Raw genomic sequence first — 18,614 nt, forward strand, 5'->3', positions numbered from 1 at the left:
TTGTATAGTTGTAATCTTGTCCTCTATGTCGAGGCCTCTGCGAGGCTCGAGGGTTGAAATGGGTTATATCTCTGAAATATGATAGAGGATGCCAAATAAAAGGCATCCTCTAACTTTTGTATTGAAGTTATTGCGGTTTCTTATATTTTAAGGTTCTATAGATTGCCTGACCACACTCGGCCAAAGAGCAAACTACGATAACAATGGAAATAAAAACAACAAACAAGTTCGGTCCGCTCGCTCCCATGAAGCTTAACAGGTCAAAGCTGCTCCAATCAACACTTTGCAGAAAGGCTATAAACTCCGCGCTAAACAAATCCGGCCTATTAAATAGATAAATCATGATGCACATGTTGATTATAGTGCTTACAACAACTGCACCGCAAACAATTGGCGTCCATCTGCGGACCTTGATTTTGAAAATACATGCTCCCACACCTAATATAGCCATGACTGCAATAGCGGGGACACAGCTTGCCAAAAAGCTGGGACTGAAAAGGGTGCGTATTTGTGTATCACCATTTAGGATAACAAAAGCGATGGGTAATACTCCGCGGCATATCAAAATACCTAAAATAGAGAATACAACAGTTAATACCAGCTCTGCAATGCTGTCTGACAATTTTATTTTACCTTTGTCATCAGGCAAGGCTTCCGGCAAATCTTCGATTTTCCATTCCTGCTCTTTGCTTTTATCGGACTTAGCACCTGTACGATCGGCGATTACAAAACCAACCGTTGTCCATATGAGTGCTTGAAAAACCGCAGATATGCCCATAGCAATACCCTTTGAGAAAATATTGCTCATCAAATAAGGCAAATCAACCATGCCATCTTTAATAGCATCGATAGCTCCCAGAATCATGCCGATAACCAAAACCACAACGCCAACCAGAGGCAAAACCCACTTTAAGACACGCACATAATCGTCGTAAACAGCCGGAGATATCAGGTAGCGGGGTTTTTGCCGGTATTTTTCCGCTAATGAAGCGGGCGAGCCTAAATTATACAACACCATTTTTCTTGCGTTTTCGTCCGCATTCTCCGGCAGCATGTCATAGATATTGGATTTCAACTCTTTACTTACTTCATCCCGGTCTTTTTCCGGGAGGCGGCGTATAACATCATAAACATAACGCTCAATCAGATTATCCATTACATTTATCCTCCCCGCAAATGGATTCAATGCTGTTCTGCAGTTTTTTCCATTCTGTCATCAATGCTTTATACACCATTTCGCCTTTTTCGTTGACAGTATAATATTTTCTTGGCCTGCTTTCACCTGTGTCCCAATCGCTGACAAGTAAGCCCTGATTTTCCAGCCGCCGCAAAAGGGGGTAGAGTGTGTTGGCTTCAACGTCTATTTGCTTTTCCTGCATTGTTTGCAGCAATGCATAGCCATAGTGCGGTTGTTTCAAACATCCCAAAACCGCCAGTGTCAAGCTGCCCCGGCGTAGTTCCGTGATAAAGTTTTGCATTTGCTCATTCTCTGACATCGTATCACCCCGTCATTATTATACTGTGTCATACACAATATCGTCAATTCAAACTTATTGTAATAATAATCGAATGTCGGAGAATCCCGGTGTCGTAATCCTTTTTTAGTCATCGCAGTGGGGAAAGTTGCTCTTTTTCCTTTTTCCCTCACGATTTGCCACCATTCGTGAATTTTTAACTTTTTCGTAAGAATTTTTAAAGGTTTTTGTAAAGCACTCCGGCTCAAAACTTGATAATGTGAAGAGGATGAAAGAGGCATGACGGAAAGCACCGCAGCCTGGCATAAAGTGGAGAGTGAGCAGATATGGATTGCAGCACAAAAACAAATCAATTCAATGAGCAGCCGAACCGGCAGTATAGGGGAAGAAGATTGAAGACAGTTGACCACGGCTATATGCCGGGGTTGGATGGCCTGAGGGCTTTGGCGGTGTTCGCCGTGATTTTTTATCACCTCAACTTGTCTTGGGCACCGGGAGGGCTTTTAGGGGTAACTTTATTTTTTGTGTTGTCAGGGTATTTGATCACCAATATTCTGCTGAAGCAATGGGAGAGCACCGGAACCATCGATTTGAAAGATTTCTGGCTGCGCCGGGCCCGGCGGCTACTGCCCGCGGTTTTTGTGATGCTGGCGGGGGTCATGGTCTGGATGCTGTTTTTCGCTCCGGAACGTCTGGCCGCCTTGAAGCAGGAAGCCTTGGCTGCGGTCTTCTATATCAGCAACTGGTACCTGATTTTCCATCAGGTCTCCTATTTTGAAAGCTTTGGCCCCCCATCTCCACTGGGGCATCTCTGGTCTTTAGCGGTAGAAGAACAATTCTATCTCTTTTGGCCCCTTCTTTTGGGACTGGGTCTGCGCTGGATTCGGCAGCGCAAATGGCTGGCTGTGGGAACCATTGCGCTCACTTTGGCATCGGCTGCGGCTATGGCCTTGATCTATAGTCCGGGTCAGGATCCCAGCCGGGTCTATTACGGAACGGATACCCGGGCTTTCTCCCTGCTTGTCGGTGCCGCCCTGGCTATGGTGTGGCCCGGCGGGAAAATGACCGGCGAGCTTACCGGCTCCAAAAAGCTGATTCTGGATGGGGCAGGGGCACTGGGGCTATTAACGGTTCTGCTGATGCTCGTGAAAACCAACCAATACCAACCCTTTCTCTATCAGGGCGGTCTGTTGCTTTTCTCCATTGCCGCGGCTGTTTTGGTAGCGGTTCTGGCCCATCCGGCCAGCAGTTTGGGCCGGTTCTTCAGTTGGGGGCCTTGGCGCTGGCTGGGAGAGTGCTCCTATGGAATCTACCTGTGGCATTACCCGGTGATCATTCTGACCAATCCGACTGTCAATACGGGAGGCGCGGACCTTTCCCGCAGCTTTTGGCAAATTGGCTTAAGTATCATTCTGGCTGTCCTGTCCCGCCATTTTATTGAGGACCCCATCCGCTACGGAAGGCGGAAACGGGGGCGGAGGCGGGTCCAGACCCTGCAATGGTGGCAGAAACCATTGGGTGCTGGTGCCAAAATGTCCCTGGGGATCATGCTGATGGTTTTACTGTTGTTTGTAATCCCTAATGGAGGGACAGGAATCTCAGCAAAAGCTATCGCCCAAAATCATGAAACAACAGAACAGGCCCAGAGCCAGACTCAGGAACAGGCTCAGAACCAGACTCAGGAACAGAATCAGAACCAAGATGGACATGGGACTCAGGCTCAGGAGACGGAGCAGGAGGATAGTAAAGACAAGGGAGAAGCCGCGGGGGCAGGGCAGGAAAATGAGATAACGATCATCGCCGATTCCGTCATGATCAATGTAGCACCCATATTACAGGAACAATTTAAGGGAATTGTTATCGACGCCCAGCTGGGCAGACAGATGTACCAGGCCTCGGAGGTCATTGCCGGGCTTCGGGAAGAAGGGAAGCTGGGAAAAACCGTCGTGATTCAATTAGGCAACAACGGTCCCTTCAGTGAGAAACAACTCAAAGAGACCTTGGACACCCTGCCGGGAAGTACGGAAATTCTCCTGGTCAATACCCGGGTTCCCAAGCCTTGGGAAGGGGAGGTCAATGAGACTTTGAATAAAGTTGCCCAGTCTTATCCAGGGGCTAAATTGATCGATTGGCATACGGTCAGCAAGGGCCACAACGATTACTTTTATAAAGACGGAGTTCATCTCACCCAGGCCGGGGTGGAAGCCTACGGGGAAATGTTGGTCAAAGCCTTAGCTGTTGAAGAAAATGATTACTAAAATGATCGAATGAAAATCGTGTTATAATAAAGGCCTAAAGTAAAAAACTAAGGGATGGGACTATGCGCGAAAAAAAGGTTAAAGTGTTGGTTGTGGAAGATGAAGCGTCCATCCGGCGTTTCATTACCCTCAACCTGGAGATGGCCGGATATGAGGTGGGAGAAGCGGAGAGCGGGGAAGATGCCCTGGCTCTCCTTACCGCATTTCTCCCCGACTTGGTGGTGTTGGATCTGATGCTGCCGGGGATAGACGGTCTGGAAGTTTGCCAGCATATTCGTGAAACCATGCCGGACCCTCTGATCATCATCCTGACAGCTAAAGGGCAGGATACGGACAAGATTATGGGGCTTGAACTGGGAGCAGATGATTATATGGTCAAGCCTTTTAATCCCTTTGAACTGATTGCCAGGATCAAAGCCATGCTAAGACGCCGGGATCGCTATGAAGCCGGAAGAACAGGTTATACCTACGGCAGCCTGCATCTGGACACTGCTGCCAATAAACTCCTCAAAAACAATCAGGAAGTGGAGCTGACCCCTACGGAATATTCCCTGCTGAAAATGTTTATGGAGAATCCGGGGAAAGCGCTGCGCAGAGAGGAAATGCTCAATGGAATCTGGGGAGAGGATTATTTCGGGGATACCAAAACTTTAGATGTGCATATTCGGCGGCTCCGGGAAAAAATCGAGGATAACCCCTCCGATCCCCGGTATATTAAAACAGTTTGGGGCTCGGGTTACCGATGGCAGCCGGAAATGGTCAGGAGGCTGCCATGAAAGGGATCCGCGGCAGACTGACGGCTAATTTTATGATCGTGATTCTGGTTTCGGTAGCCATTTTGGAAGTGCTGCTGATCTATACTGTCCAGCAGAATTATTACGGCAGCCTCAGGGGCAACCTGACCAATCAGGTAAAAATCAGCGCTGATATGTATTCCAAGTACTATTCCGATACCTCTTTGGAAGATAATATCCTCTATAATGTGGATGCTTTTTGGAATCAAAGCAATGCCCAAGTGGAAATTGTCGATAGAGACGGGAAGATCGTCATGGACTCCCTGGGAGCGATTTCAGAACAAGAGGGACCCACGGAGGATATTCAGGATGCCCTCAATGATAAGATGGGGGAATGGATAGGAAAATTAAACGGCCAGAAGGTCATGGCCGTAGCTTATCCCTTAAAATCTGAGGGGGAAATTGTCGGAGCCCTGCGGTTTATTGCTTCTACACATGAAATTGATCAGGATATTCAGGACACGGCCAAAATTTTTATCGCCATCGGTCTTTTTGTGGCCATGGTGGTGGGTTTCCTCAGCATTTTCTTAGCCAATACCATCCTTATTCCCTTGAAGGAAGTGACAGCCATTGCTGAAAGCATGGCTGCCGGCAATTTTCAAATCAAGAGCAGGAAAAAACAGGATGACGAGATCGGTAAGCTTGCCGATACCTTGAATTATATGGCTGAAGAAATAACCAAAAAAGAAAAGCTGAAAAATGATTTTATATCTTCGGTCTCCCATGAATTGCGTACTCCTCTGACCTCCATTATGGGCTGGGCCATTACCCTGCAAAGCGAAAAATTCCAGCAGAAAGAAATGCTCAACGACGGTCTTGGCATCATTGCCAAAGAATCCGAACGGCTCACCCGGATGGTGGAAGAGCTCCTGGACTTTTCCAAATTTGTTTCCGGCAGGATCAAGCTGAGTTATGAAGAGGTCAATATGGCCGAACTGATGGAGCATATCCGCAAACAACTGACCCCCCGGGCCACCAGGGAAACTATCCAGTTTACAGTGGATTATCCGGAAAACCTCCCCGACCTGTTGACAGATCCTAATCGGTTAAAACAAGTCTTGATCAATATTCTGGATAACGCCTTGAATTTTACGGCTGCCGAGGGGAGTGTCCGTTTTCAGGCCGAGGTAGGGGAGAAAGACTACACCTTTACGATCTCCGACAACGGATGCGGCATTGCTGCCGGTGAACTGCCCATGGTGAAAGAAAAGTTTTACAAAGGCAAGAGCTCACGTTCCCGCAACGGGATTGGTTTATCCATCTGTGAAGAGATCATTACCCTGATGAAAGGCCGGTTGGAAATCCACAGTGAAGTCAATGTCGGGACAACGGTGGTCATTACTCTGCCCAGAGAGGTGAGTGCCCATGGTTAAAAAAAGCCTCCTGCTCCCGCTGTTTTTCTTGCTGTTTTTCCTGGGCGGTTGTGCCGAATTTTCAGGGGCATCGGCCGGTAAGATTATTCCGCCCTCCGATCAGGTCAGCCCTTTAGGAGGCAAATGGACGGTGCTTGAGGAACTGGACAGCAACGGCAGCGAAGGAGGAGCGGGCCAGCCATGGTTAGGAAGTGATGTCCAATTTGCTCCAGGTGTTGTTTCTTTCGGCGGCCATGTCTGGGATAACCCTGCTTATAAAATCAAAAGGGTGAAGGCAGAGGATTATTTGTTGACCAAGTATATTCCATCTGTTGGGAGTTCCGGACTGAAGTCTCAGAAGGTGGATGTGATTACTGTTTACGCCTCCGGCAATTATCTGGGTGAATTTATGAAGCTGGATGATACCGGTATGATTTTTTTTGTGCAAAACAAAGCTCTTTTATTGAAGAAAATTGCCGATGAAGCAGACAGCACCCTGGTGGCCGGGAATACCGATGCTCAGGAGCTGAACCAGGACAGCAGGGAAGGAATTTCCGGAGTTTTGCTGGGACTGAGGATACCTTCGGCTACAGGATATACCTATCAGACCCTCTGGATTGCTGTTGATCATCAGCAGCTCAAACCGATTCTGACTTCCGAACAAATCTTTTTTCCGCGGACCAGCGGTTTTTGGGAACTCAGTGTCCGGAACCTCCCCACTGACGGCACGACAGATAATCTACTGACCGCTCGTAATGTAACAGCCAAGGCCCCCGACCTGAAGAGAGAGGATGGGGAAAGGGAAGGGGGAGCAGGAATAGAGGAGCAACCCTATGCCGAGGCGGCGGAGAGAGTGATCAATTATATCGGCAATGATTATGTTGCCATCGAAAAGAGAACCCCCGGAATCAATCACTTGCAGGTGCTTCCCGTGGATAAACTTTTATCCCCCACTGAAATCAAGGTGTCTGATTTACTGGGGGACAAGGGATTTAATGCCTATTTAAACGCCAGAGAGCAGGCAGCCGCTGCCTTAAGGGAGAAAGGGATCACCTCGATTAGCCAGGATGAATCTGGGGAAAACTTCGGCCTGATTCGCAAAAACGGCCGTTGGAGTTTAGTGGGAAGAATCCATTATCAAAGCGGCAGTAATTTTGAATATAAAGATTTCGATCTGAAAATTATTCCTCCGGCCAATTTGATCTTCTATGATGCCTTGATGTTAAGCTGGTACAATATCAAAGACCGGGTTCCCGATGCCACGGACGCTTTTACTTCCCCCAACCGGGATATCGCCCTGGTCAAAACCAAGACTAAGTTAACCATTTATCCTATCGGTGCTGATAAATTAGGAGAAACCCATTTGGCGGAGCTGGAACTGCCGGAAGGGGCCACCGTGATCATGGCGGAATGGGCTACCGGGTCCTATGTGGACAGCTGGGAAAAATCCTTTCTAGCTTATGGGGCCCAGGCCTTAGGCAGCGGCTCAGTGCGGGTGCGCTGATAATGCCGGAGAATAAGGGGTAACCTGAGTGCTTTCGATATAAATCTAGTGATATAAATCATATTAATTTGTATAGAAGAAGAAAGCTGAACAACCGATTACTACACTCGGGGTTCAGCTTTTTTTATGGGCTGGATACCTTAATGAAGCCAGATGCAGCATTCATTCTCTGAAATGATATAGCAGATAGTGCTTGGGCACCAACCAAAAGATTATCTTGAGAAATATTTCCCGAGTGGGGAATTATTTCTCAGGATGTTTCCCAAAGAGGGAAAAATAGAGGGCTTTCTTAGGATAAAAAAGAGAGCAAAAAATGCTTGAAATGGCTTGTTATTCGTATTTGTTCTGTTTGGTACAAAAATTGCAATTATTGTCTGCAGATTTCGAAATCAAATAACAGGTATAAGGTGGTGAGCGAAAGGATTGATAACGTAAGTTTCAACGCTGTTTTACAAATAAGAAGGTGGTGCACAAATTGAAAAACAGAGTATGGCTGGTAACGCTCATTGTAGTATTGACGGGGGTTGTCGTTGCAGCTTGCAACTTTAAGGTCCCGCCGACGATGGTTGTGCTGATGGATGAGATGCAGGTCAGTGTAACAGAAGGCGGCATTCTGATGTCAATGTCTGTTATTGCCGGAATTATCTTGGCCTTACCCGCAGGTGGCATAATCATGAAAACCGGGCCGAAAAAACTTGGCGCCTTTTCTTTGGCCTGTACCCTGGCTGGCAGTGTGGTTGGCGCAGTGGCTCCGAACTTTACAATTCTGATGATCAGCAGGGCCATTGAAGGGATAGGCTTCGCATTTATCAGTGTAGTGGCTCCATCCATTATTGCTTTATGTTTTCCCCCTGAAAAAAGGGGTCTGCCAATGGCCTTATGGGCGTTGTGGATCAGTATAGGCATGTTGTTCATATTTAATGTGACCAATGCCATCGTACCGGTTTTTGGGTGGCGCGGTGACTGGTGGCTGGTAGCAATTCTGGCGGCTGTTATGCTGGTGGTGTTTGTGATCTTTGTAAAAGTTCCCGAGCCGGAGGCAGACCCTGCTGAACAGGGAGCCCCTCAGCCTTCCTTAAAAGAAGGGCTCCAGTCCGTACCCTCATGGCTTTTGTGTCTGATCTTCATATGTTTCGCTACGGTGGTCTCCGCATTCACCACCTATTTCCCAACATATATCGTCCAAGTGCTGGGGCTGGATGTTGCCGCCGCCAATTCCTATTCCGGCTTTATGGCTATCGGGATGATCGTAGGCGGGCTTGCCATGGGGTTTGTATTGAATAAAGTGAAAAACCGGCCGGCCTTGCTGGTCCTATGTATGGTTTTAACGGGAGCAGCCGGTTACTTCACCTTTGAGGTAAGTAACCCCAATACCCTTCTGCTCTACGTGTTTTTGGCTGGTCTTGCCTACTCCATGCCTGCAGCCACTATTTTTACGGTAGCGCCGGATTCGGCAAGGTCTCCGGCGGCCATAGGCATGGCCATGAGTTTATGTGTTTTAGGTCAAAATATAGCCAGCGGCATTGCACCGGTGATTATTGGGGCAGTAGTTGAAAGCAGCGGCTATGTTTGGGGTTCGGCGACTCCCATCCTTCTGGGAGCGGGAGCCATGGGAGTGATTTTCGCCCTCCTTTTTGTCGTAGCGATGAATAAAAAAAATAGTGTCTTCCAACCATCGGGGAAAGGCATTTAAGCTTTTTTAAAATTTATTTGTTAACATGTTTAGAGGCTTAGAGTCCATTGTCCGCTGTGGATATTGCATTATGCAATATCCACAGCGGGCAATTTCCATTTCCTTCAGAGGTATCTGAATAGGCATTCTGTTTCTATGTTATGTTAATTGAAAGATTAGCCAAAATATAATAAAATTTTATTGTACTCATTAGTACTACCTATCATTGATATAGGAGGGCCTTAAGGATGTTAAAACAAGAATGGGATGGTATACTGGCTGAAAAAGAGCTTTACCTTAAAGGTGAATGGAAGGATTTGACGGAGTTCCGATTTATCCGTCAGGAGGTTATCGTCTCATGGGAGAAGGCCAAGAAATATAATATCAGTGAGGATATGACTACCAAACGAAAAGTGGCAAAACCTGATTTACTGGATCAGATCTCACAAAAATATTCCTTTCTTATCGAGCTTACCTCCTCGATTTTGAACATATTTTATAGTTTTGTGAGAGCTGATTTTGCTTTTTATCTTTGTGACACAAGCAGTGTAGTTTTGCTGCAGGGAGGTGACCTAATCGAGCAGACGACTAAAACAGATCAGATCGTTGGCTTTATCATGGACGAGGAGTCCGTTGGAACCAGCTCCCATCTTCTCTGCATGGAACAGCAAAAACCCGTTCAGCTTATCGGTCCGGAACACTATTGTCAAGACTTTTGGAATATTGTTGGTTCTTCAGCGCCAATCTTTGATCAGAATAATCAGCTGATCGGTGCCCTTGTTTTAATCCAGCCCATGCCCAATGAACCCTGGCAAAAGCAAATGGAGGATTTTTTTGCCTATACTCTGGGTTTTTTGACGACAATGTCCAGTGTGATCAACCTGCAATTAAAGCTAAGCAGTAAAAATGAGCACCTGAAAGCGATAAATCGATCGTTAATCGAAAGCCATAAAAATCTTAAAACTATGGGAGATACTTTAAATACGACACTGACACTGATGGACTATGGAGTCGTTACGATTAACTATGAAGGGAAAATTATCCATGCCAACGAAAAAGCCTATGATATTCTGCGTCTGAATAGTAATCATGAACATAAGATTGCGGATTTTTTTGGTGGCTACCCTGATTTTATCGAAGATGTAAAGAGCGGGCAAAAAACAGAAATAGAAGATAATTTTGTAGTGAATTTTTATGGCAAAAAATTTATTGTTACGGCGAATCCTATTATCAATCAAGAAACCGGAGCCATGGAAGTAGCGGTGCTTTCCTTTTTAAATGATCAGTCCATCAGTACCGTAGCCCACAATCGGTCCGGCTCCTATGCCCAATTCAGTTTTGATGGGATTATCGGCAACAGCATTGTTATCAAAGAAGCCATCAGGAAGGCCAAGCAGTATGCAGCTTCACCTGAAAACATATTGCTGCTTGGGGAGAGCGGTACCGGCAAAGAACTTTTTGCTCAGGCTATTCACAACAGCAATGATGAGCAGCAGCCTTTTATAGCGGTAAACTGTGCCGCCATTCCCCGCAGTCTGATCGAAAGTGAACTTTTTGGTTATGAAGGGGGAACTTTTACCGGGGCTGAGCGCAAAGGAAGGCCGGGCAAAATTGAGCTGTCCAACGGGGGGACTTTGTTTTTGGACGAAATCGGGGACATGCCTTTGGAATTGCAGGCTGTGCTTTTAAGAACCCTGCAGGATAAAAAGATTATGCGGGTGGGGGGGAATAAATATCTGGAGATCTCTTTCCGCCTGATCGCTTCGACCAACAGGGATTTATATCAAATGGTCAATGACGGGCTGTTCCGCCCCGATTTATATTACCGTCTTTCCGTTTTGACCGTCCGTATACCGCCACTGAGAGAGCGCTTTGGTGACGTTGATCTCCTCACGGATTATTGTATAGATAGTTACTGTAAAAAAGTCGGCATGCCCAGGCCGGAAATCAGCGCTCAAGTACGCAGTATGTTAAATAAGTATTATTGGCCCGGCAATGTGCGTCAGTTGGAAAATGCCATTATATACGGTATCAACACCGCAAAAGGCAATACAATCCTGCCTCAGGATTTGCCATGGGAAATACAAACAGAGAGTTATAACCCTCTTCCGGAAAAACATAAGGAGCAAGGAGATACGGTACTTTCCATGTCCGAGCTCGAAAGAAGATCCATGCTCATGGCCTTGGCCAAGACAAATAATAATGCCATCAAAGCCGCAGAGATTCTCGGCATGGGCAAATCTACCTTTTACCGTAAGTTAAAAAGATACGAGATAGAAATCTAATCCTGGGTATGAGATGATAATGGATCTTGAATAGAAAAAGTTTCGGGAATAGAGAGGCGCATCCTGCGCCTTTTTTATTTTATAGGATTGACTGGGCTGTTTTTCCCAAAGAGGGAAGGCATCTGCCCTTGTTTTAGGGTAATTCCCATTCGGGGAATGGCAATAAAGAGGGGGATGTTTAAAACCTTGTATTTTCCTGAAAATCACGGCTTGTAAGGGTTGGCATATAAATTGCATATTTAAAGGATCGATTTCGAAATCAAATAACTAATATAAGGAGGAATAATTGTATGACAAAACCATGGAAACGCGAAGAAAATGGTGAAACCATTATTCGCACCTGCGCCTGGTCGCCGCCGGGCTGCCATCCGGTGGGATGCGGCTTGCAGCTGCACGTCAAAGACGGCGTACTGACGAGTGTGGAAGGAGATCCTGAGCATCCCATCACCCGGGGGGCGCTCTGCCCCCGCTGTCTGGCGCTGAAGGACGTCGTCTACCACAAGGATCGGATCATGTATCCCATGAAGCGCGATCCCAAAGATCGCGGCAAGGACAAATGGGAGCGGATCACCCTTAAGGAGGCCTTCGATCTCCTCGAAGAAAAAACCAGATACTTCACCGAAAAACATGGCCCCGAATCCATCGTCGTCTTCTGCGGTACCGGCCGCGAGGCGACAGTGTTTCACAATGAATTGACTTTCATGGGTTTCGGCTCGCCCAACGCCTGCTACGCCCAGAGCGGCTGGTCATGCTATGCACCGCGGGTTTCGCAGATGGCTTACCTGATGGGCGGCGGTTATCCGGAAATCGATTATGCCGCCCGCTATCCCGACCGCTATGAACACCCCGGCTGGGAAGCGCCCAAGTACATCATGCTCTGGGGCAAAGAACCGCTGAAATCCAATGCCGACGGTCTGTGGGGCCATGCGATCATCGATATGATGAAAAACTATGGTACGAAACTCATCTGCGTTGATCCCCGCATTAACTGGATAGGAACCCGCGCCGAGATCAATCTGCAATTGCGCCCGGGTACCGACGCGGCGTTAGCCTTAGGACTCTTAAACGTCATTATCACGGAAGACCTGTACGACCACGAAGCCGTGGAAAAATGGACGTTCGGCTTCGACCAGCTGGCCGAGCGCGTTAAGGAGTACCCGCCCGACAAGGTGGCCGAAATCACCTGGGTTCCCAAAGAACTGATCATCGACGCCGCCCGCAAGTTCGCCACCAGCAAACATTCGGCTCTCGGCTGGGGTTTGTCGGTGGATCAAAACCCCAACGGCATCCAGGTCGGCCAAGCCCTGCTTGCTTTGCTGGCCATTACCGACAATATTGACGTTCCGGGCGGCTGTACCCTCGGCCTGCCGATCACGGATGATACCAATGTGGATATGATCAACCGTGCTATGGAGGCCGGAACCGTTTCCGAGGAACTGTTTGAGAAACGCATCGGCGCCAAGGAGTATCCCTTTGTCTGCCAGCTGATGTCCACCAACCACCCGGACGCGGTGCTGGATACGCTGGAAAGCGGGGAACCCTACCGCCTGCGCATGGGCGTGTTCCAGAGCAGCAATGTCATCGGCGGTGCCATCTCCGCCGCGCAGGTACGCTGGCTGGAGGCTATGCAGAAGAGCCTGGAATTCGTCTGCGCCACCGAACTGTTTCATAACGCCACCACCATGGCTCTGGCAGATTTGGTGATCCCGCTGAAAACCTTCGCCGAGCATAATACCATGGTAGAATCCCACTACGGCTTCAATGTCGCTTTCAACGGCGCCTGCAACGCGGCTGTGGAGGTGGTGGAAGGCGTCAGCGATCTGGGCTTCATGATGGAAATCGGCAGGCGGATGTTCCCGGATTATTGGAACCAGTTTGAGAGCGAAGAAGATTATCAATCCAAAGTACGTATACCTGACAAACTGAGCTGGGAAGAATTCCGCGAGATCGGTATCCAACAGCCCGAGGAGATTTACCGCAAGGCGGAGAAAGGCTTGATGCGCTTTGACGGCGAGCCGGGCTATATGTCCACCACCGGCAAGATCGAGCTCTACTCCACCGTTTACGAGCATTTCGGCGACGATCCCCTGCCCTACTTTATCGAGCCGCCCCGCAGCCCGGTCAGCACCCCGGAGTTATTTGAAAAATATCCTTTCGTCCTCACGACCGGCGGGCGCGTCTATCCTTTCTTCCATTCCGAGCATCGCCAAATCGATCGGCTGCGCGAAATCAACCCTCAGCCTATTGTGGAGATCAATTCCGCGGCGGCGAAGCGCCTGGGCATCGCCGAGGGTGAATGGGTGTGGATCGAAAACGAGTTAGGCCGCGTCAAGCAGGTCGCTCATCTCACGGAGGGAATCGGCGAACGGGTCGTCCACGCTCAGCACGGCTGGTGGTTCCCGGAGCAGGACGGCGAAGAACCCAATCTTTTCGGCTTCCGGCAGTCCAATATCAACGTGATCATGCCCCATAAAGCCATCGGCAAGATGGGCTTCGGCGATACCTTCAAATGCGAAATTTGCAATATCTACAAAGCAGCAGAGCAATAAGCGGAGGAGGAAAAACTGTGAAGAACGGATTACTGATTGACTATAGATACTGCTCCGGCTGCCACTCCTGTGAGGTGGCCTGTAAAAGCGAACACGACATCCCCGTGGGCAAATGGGGAATCAAGGTATTTGAAAACGGCCCGTGGAAGCTGCCCGACGGCACCTGGCACTGGGATTGCATCCCGGCACCCACGGAGATTTGCGACTTGTGCGCCGACCGTGTAAAACAAGGCAAAGAACCTTCTTGTGTCCAACATTGCCAGGCTAAGGTTATGCAGTACGGCCCCCTTAGCGAACTGGCGAAAAAAGCCGAAGAAATAGGGGAGAAGGTTGTTATCTTCCTGCCGTAATAGGGGTAACCGACCGCTCATACCTTTGGCTCAGGAAGAGGGGTGATTTATGATGGCGTGTTTTGTCTGTACCAGCACATGTGAAAGATGCAGGCCCAAAATGGTTAGCTGCCCCAATTGCGGAAAAAAAACCTACTTGCTGGCGGACTCCTGTATCTTCTGTAAAACGCATATCCCGGAAGAATTGAAAGAGGCCGCCAGACAGGCGTGGCAGGCAAAGCACCGGAAAACAAGGAGTAAAGAAAAGGGCCGCTCGGACGTCTAATCTAAAGGTTGAGAAAGATGCTTGGGCCGGGCCGCCGGACTTAAGTCCGGCGGCCGGAGCCCAGGCATTCGGTAATCAGATGAAAAGGAAAGGAGAACTATTATGTGTTTTAGACCACCTTCGGCAGGCAAAAAAGTTATATGCGAAGCATGCGGAACACCAAATCCGGAAATCGTTAAGAACTGCATTAAGTGCAAGGCTGAACTTAAAAAGGATACAAACCCCCCCAAAGAAGAACCGCCAAAATAGTCAAGGATATAGAAAAAGAAAACCTGATGCCCCTGACTGCCGGTAGGCAGCAGGAGCACCAGGTTCTTGGGTTAAACTAATCAATCATAAGCAGCCTTTCTGGTAAGTGCGGATGCTGCCAATCCGACTAAGGCAGGAATGAGAAGAAAACGGAAAATATCCACCGGTGTCATCCCCTGGGCAACAAATATGCCGATAACGATGGGGGAAAGGGCTCCGCCCAAACGGGTTACACCGGCGCCAAAGCCCAGACCGGTACCACGAATCGTCATGGGGTAATTGGCAGAAGTAAAGGGATAGATTAAACTTTGCGCACATAAGGTGAAACCTAACAGGAAGAGTAAAACTGCAAATACCGTGGTTGTCGACTTAATCGTCATTAAAAGGATGAACCCTGCATTGACGATATAGTAAAAGATAAGCGTTTTCTTATAGCCGAATCTTTGGGCAATTTTGCCGCTGACAATACCGCCGAAGATTAAACCCAGGTAGAGCAAGGAGTTTAGCAATAAGGCCGAATTCAGACTATAGCCCATTAAGGTGATGATCTTCGGCAGCCATACCAACAAAGAAGAAATGATAAACATATTGACAAAGAACATAATCCAAATCAAGATGGTATTCCAGGCCAAACCGCCTTTGAATAGCTCTGTTACGGATTGCTTCACTGTTTGTACGGAGTCCACCACATACTCATCATCCTCTTGGGGAACAAAACTGGGATCTGCTTGGGTCAAAACGGAGGCGATTTTACTCTTAGGATCTTTCTTCAGGGCAATAACCATTGTTTCCGGGATCTTAAGCAGGAAAGGGATGATGACCAAGCCCAAGATTGATATGCCAAAGAGTCCTCTCCAGCCAATTAAGGGAATCAATCCGATAGCAATCAGGGATGTAACCATTTGACCGATGTTGATACCGATGATATTGCTTGTGAGTAAAAAGCGTCTTGAGCTTTTCGGCGTAAATTCCGATAAGATTGAATTGGCGATGGGAGTAATCGCGGCGATGCCCATTCCCGCTAAAAAACGACAGGTGGCAAAAAGGAGAATATCATGGGCAACTATGGCGCAAAGGGCAGTAAAACTAGTATATAAGATAACGGCCACAACGATCATTTTCCTTCTGCCAACTCTGTCGGTTAGGTAGCCTAAAAGCAGTGCTCCTACGACAGCTCCCCAGAGACTGGCGCTGCCAAGAAGACCGCCTACTGAAGCACTTAGATTCAGATCTTTCATAAGCATGGGCAGTGCTGCTCCATAAACCGCCTGATCAAAACCATCAATGATTAGTGCAAATAATATTATGGTCCAGATTGAACGAAAGTAATTATTCATCTTACTGTTGTCAATGACGTCATTAACATTTACTTGGCGCATGGATTTAACCCTCCTTTAAAAATAATGAGAAGACATTGGAGCTGGAGCTTCATGGCATTAGTTCATTAAAGTTCACCTCCAAACCCTTAGGGGGTAATTGCCTGTTTTGTTCTATAAAGCACTTGTCTGCCTGGAGGATACTGGTTTTCATAACCCATAACTCATAACCCATAACTCATAGCTCGATAGATCGTTGTTTGAGTTTTTAAAACCGAACACAGGCTATGAGCTGAACCTCATGTTAAGTGATCACCTATTCACTAATAACCCTTATTTTTGTTGATTTTATTTAATATATCTTGGTTATTGATAAACTTTTTAAGACTTTCGCAAAATTGATTCATGGCTCTATCCATATAGAAAGGAGAATCCGCCGCCGTGTGCGGTGTGATAATCACGTTAGGCATATCCCACAGAGGGCTGTCTTGGGGCAGCGGCTCATCTTCGACACAATCCAGCCCGGCGCCCCCGATATCACCGTCTTGGAGGGCTTTGACCAAGGCCTTTTCATCAATGACCTTACCGCGGGCAATATTGATGATATATGAAGTTTTCTTCATAAGCTTAAACTCTTTTTCGCCAATAAGTTTTGTGGTTTCTGGTGTAAGGGGGACCACTACGACAACGAAATCCGCTTGGCAAAGCAATTTGTCCAGCTGATGGTCAGGATACAGCTCATCAACCCATTCACAGGCGACAGGCGTTCTTTTGGTCGCGACAACCTTCATTCCGAACAGCTTGCATTTCTTGGCAACTTCCTCGCCAATACTGCCTAGGCCGATAATTCCTACGGTTTTGCCCTGAGTTTCATCAGGCTTATGCTTCAGCCATACCTTTTCCTGTTGTTGTTTGAGCAATACCGGCAATTGGCGGAGAGAGGCCAGAATCAGGGCCATGGTATGCTCAGCCATTGGGATGCCATGTATTCCTTTAGTATTGGACATAACCGCATCCAAACTCATGATTTCCGGTATGGTTAGTCCTTCGATTCCGGCGGATACAGCGTGGATCCATTTTAAGTTGGTGGCTTTAGTGCAGAATTCTACGGGAGAGTACTGTCCCCAAGTGATGAGAACATCGGCGTCCAGCTCCCCGGGCAACAGCTCTGATTCAGTATAAGCCCGGACAACATTTACCCCTGGGACCGTTTGCCTGATCATGTCCAGATGCCGTTCTTCAAATTCGATAGGAACTTTGTTGGTGGATTGAAATAAGATTGCGATTTTCTTAATCTTCATTTTCTTCCCTCCAGATTTCGTAATTTATAGATTGGCTGGTCATTTTAAATTGTTAAAGTATGATCAATTCCTGGGGTGTTTTTTGAAGACGTTCAGCACCATTTTCTGTAATTAAGAAATCATCACAACAGCTGGCAAAAGCTTTATCATTCGAAAGTACCGGGTGTAAGGCAACAACCATATTGGCTTTTAAGGTGAGAGTTTCATGCCTGACAAAGGCCGGTCTCTCCACAAGATCATACCCCTGGCCATGTCCGAACAAACGGCCTTCCGGAGGAAATCCGATCTTGGTCATAAAATTGTTAACCTGATCAATAATTTCCGGCGGGTTAATGCCGGGTTTTAACAGGCCCGCAGCATACTGCTGAATTTTTTTAGAGGCTTCCCATGTATCATGCAATTCCTGAGACGGCTCGCCCAAACACCAGGTCCGCATAATCTCTGAATAAAATCCTCCTGGGCCATTGGCTTCCACCATGATCAGGATTTGATCCCCATTCATAAGCTGCCGGTTTTGAAAAAATGTATCCAAATGGGGGGTCGGTGTCCCGGATGGAGATGAGCCAAGCATAATGAGTTGTTCTTCACTGCCCAAGTTCTCCAGCAACCGTATGATTTCGCTTCTGATTTCATATTCATATATCCCGGGACGAATGATAGAGGGCATAGCGGAAGCAAAAGCATCATGCACTTTGACGGATTCTCTGACATAAACCAGCTCATCTTCACTTTTAACGGCTTTTATTTCGTCGACTAAATCGGAAGCATCAACCCAGTCTACATTAGGAAGATGATCATGCAAGTACTGATATAGAGCTGCATTGATCAGCCCCATGCCCACAAACCCCACTTTTTTGTCGTTTCTCCCTTTAACAATTTTGACAATTTCTTCAGCGTCGTAATGATTAGTATAATGCAGGGTTCTTAGATAAGGAGCGCCTAACCTTGTTTTGACACCTCTTGTCGACCAGGCAGGAGGCGCGGGATTTTCGGCAGAAGAGTGGAAGATTGTCGTTATTTCATCATCAACAGGAAACAGCACCGAAACAGGATAGGCATGCTCAGCGGGAATATCGATGAAATATCTTACATATCCACCCAGAAACTGATTATCATTTTGCATGATAAGCAAGTCTATACCCTGGGCCTTCATAGCGTTCCTAACCAGACGCCAACGCCTTTCCAATTCCCGTGTTGGAATAGGGAATCTGATTCTTTCTTTAAAAATGTTGTTTTCGGCCATA

The 18,614-nt window shown here is 47.5% G+C and carries 13 protein-coding genes and 1 CRISPR repeat array (1 of these 14 running past the window's edge); of the genes, 8 read left to right on the forward strand and 5 right to left on the reverse strand.

What is annotated here, in order from left to right:
• Window positions 1-60: direct repeats of the CRISPR family, unit length 33 nt; unit sequence GTCGAGGCCTCTGCGAGGCTCGAGGGTTGAAAT (it extends 645 nt beyond the left edge of the window).
• Window positions 61-127: 67 nt separating this feature from the next.
• Window positions 128-1,156 (reverse strand): hypothetical protein, encoded by a 1,029-nt coding sequence (locus BUA14_RS13055; protein ID WP_072772989.1) that lies wholly within the window; start codon window positions 1,154-1,156, stop codon window positions 128-130.
• Window positions 1,149-1,496 carry a PadR family transcriptional regulator gene (locus BUA14_RS13060; RefSeq protein WP_072772990.1) on the reverse strand — a complete coding sequence of 116 codons (348 nt, stop codon included), beginning with the start codon at window positions 1,494-1,496 and terminating at the stop codon, window positions 1,149-1,151. Before BUA14_RS13060 ends, BUA14_RS13055 begins: the two co-directional genes overlap by 8 nt.
• 395 nt (window positions 1,497-1,891) lie before the next feature.
• Between BUA14_RS13060 and BUA14_RS13065 the strand changes: the two genes are divergently transcribed.
• The 8 genes from BUA14_RS13065 (at window position 1,892) to BUA14_RS13100 (ending at window position 14,239) form a co-directional block, all read left to right on the forward strand.
• Window positions 1,892-3,733 (forward strand): acyltransferase family protein, encoded by a 1,842-nt coding sequence (locus BUA14_RS13065; RefSeq protein ID WP_242954661.1) that lies wholly within the window; start codon window positions 1,892-1,894, stop codon window positions 3,731-3,733.
• Between the two features lie 62 nt (window positions 3,734-3,795).
• Window positions 3,796-4,509 carry a response regulator transcription factor gene (locus BUA14_RS13070; protein WP_072772992.1) on the forward strand — a complete coding sequence of 238 codons (714 nt, stop codon included), beginning with the start codon at window positions 3,796-3,798 and terminating at the stop codon, window positions 4,507-4,509.
• Window positions 4,506-5,900 (forward strand): sensor histidine kinase, encoded by a 1,395-nt coding sequence (locus BUA14_RS13075; RefSeq protein WP_072772993.1) that lies wholly within the window; start codon window positions 4,506-4,508, stop codon window positions 5,898-5,900. The genes BUA14_RS13070 and BUA14_RS13075 overlap by 4 nt, the downstream gene beginning before the upstream one ends.
• Window positions 5,893-7,383: a hypothetical protein gene (locus BUA14_RS13080; protein ID WP_072772994.1), complete on the forward strand. Its 1,491-nt coding sequence runs from the start codon at window positions 5,893-5,895 to the stop codon at window positions 7,381-7,383. Before BUA14_RS13075 ends, BUA14_RS13080 begins: the two co-directional genes overlap by 8 nt.
• A gap of 466 nt (window positions 7,384-7,849) precedes the next feature.
• Window positions 7,850-9,076, forward strand: a complete 1,227-nt coding sequence (locus BUA14_RS13085; protein WP_427846690.1) for an MFS transporter — start codon at window positions 7,850-7,852, stop codon at window positions 9,074-9,076.
• A 227-nt stretch (window positions 9,077-9,303) separates the two neighbouring features.
• Window positions 9,304-11,340 (forward strand): sigma-54 interaction domain-containing protein, encoded by a 2,037-nt coding sequence (locus tag BUA14_RS13090; protein ID WP_072772996.1) that lies wholly within the window; start codon window positions 9,304-9,306, stop codon window positions 11,338-11,340.
• Window positions 11,341-11,630: 290 nt separating this feature from the next.
• Complete coding sequence (locus BUA14_RS13095; protein ID WP_072772997.1) at window positions 11,631-13,889, forward strand: molybdopterin-dependent oxidoreductase; 2,259 nt, start codon at window positions 11,631-11,633, stop codon at window positions 13,887-13,889.
• A gap of 17 nt (window positions 13,890-13,906) precedes the next feature.
• Window positions 13,907-14,239, forward strand: coding sequence for a 4Fe-4S dicluster domain-containing protein (locus tag BUA14_RS13100; protein WP_018305930.1), 333 nt, complete (start codon window positions 13,907-13,909; stop codon window positions 14,237-14,239).
• A 594-nt stretch (window positions 14,240-14,833) separates the two neighbouring features.
• Here the strand turns inward: BUA14_RS13100 and BUA14_RS13110 are convergent.
• From BUA14_RS13110 to BUA14_RS13120, 3 genes are all read right to left on the reverse strand, one after another.
• Window positions 14,834-16,132, reverse strand: coding sequence for an MFS transporter (locus BUA14_RS13110; RefSeq protein WP_072772999.1), 1,299 nt, complete (start codon window positions 16,130-16,132; stop codon window positions 14,834-14,836).
• 260 nt (window positions 16,133-16,392) lie between these two features.
• Entirely contained in the window at window positions 16,393-17,370 is a 978-nt protein-coding gene (locus BUA14_RS13115) for a D-2-hydroxyacid dehydrogenase (protein ID WP_072773000.1), read from the reverse strand.
• 52 nt (window positions 17,371-17,422) lie between these two features.
• Window positions 17,423-18,613, reverse strand: a complete 1,191-nt coding sequence (locus BUA14_RS13120) for a M24 family metallopeptidase (RefSeq protein WP_072773001.1) — start codon at window positions 18,611-18,613, stop codon at window positions 17,423-17,425.
• Window position 18,614 lies beyond the last annotated feature (1 nt).

This window comes from Desulfitobacterium chlororespirans DSM 11544 (assembly GCF_900143285.1).
Lineage (GTDB): Bacteria > Bacillota > Desulfitobacteriia > Desulfitobacteriales > Desulfitobacteriaceae > Desulfitobacterium > Desulfitobacterium chlororespirans.

What these genes read in the sequence shown, in the direction of transcription:
- BUA14_RS13055 (WP_072772989.1), bottom strand. Translation starts at nt 1,156, where the DNA reads ATGGATAATCTGATTGAGCGTTATGTTTATGATGTTATACGCCGCCTC.
- BUA14_RS13060 (WP_072772990.1), bottom strand. Translation starts at nt 1,496, where the DNA reads ATGTCAGAGAATGAGCAAATGCAAAACTTTATCACGGAACTACGCCGG.
- BUA14_RS13065 (WP_242954661.1), top strand. Translation starts at nt 1,892, where the DNA reads ATGCCGGGGTTGGATGGCCTGAGGGCTTTGGCGGTGTTCGCCGTGATT.
- BUA14_RS13070 (WP_072772992.1), top strand. Translation starts at nt 3,796, where the DNA reads ATGCGCGAAAAAAAGGTTAAAGTGTTGGTTGTGGAAGATGAAGCGTCC.
- BUA14_RS13075 (WP_072772993.1), top strand. Translation starts at nt 4,506, where the DNA reads ATGAAAGGGATCCGCGGCAGACTGACGGCTAATTTTATGATCGTGATT.
- BUA14_RS13080 (WP_072772994.1), top strand. Translation starts at nt 5,893, where the DNA reads ATGGTTAAAAAAAGCCTCCTGCTCCCGCTGTTTTTCTTGCTGTTTTTC.
- BUA14_RS13090 (WP_072772996.1), top strand. Translation starts at nt 9,304, where the DNA reads ATGTTAAAACAAGAATGGGATGGTATACTGGCTGAAAAAGAGCTTTAC.
- BUA14_RS13095 (WP_072772997.1), top strand. Translation starts at nt 11,631, where the DNA reads ATGACAAAACCATGGAAACGCGAAGAAAATGGTGAAACCATTATTCGC.
- BUA14_RS13110 (WP_072772999.1), bottom strand. Translation starts at nt 16,132, where the DNA reads ATGCGCCAAGTAAATGTTAATGACGTCATTGACAACAGTAAGATGAAT.
- BUA14_RS13115 (WP_072773000.1), bottom strand. Translation starts at nt 17,370, where the DNA reads ATGAAGATTAAGAAAATCGCAATCTTATTTCAATCCACCAACAAAGTT.
- BUA14_RS13120 (WP_072773001.1), bottom strand. Translation starts at nt 18,613, where the DNA reads ATGGCCGAAAACAACATTTTTAAAGAAAGAATCAGATTCCCTATTCCA.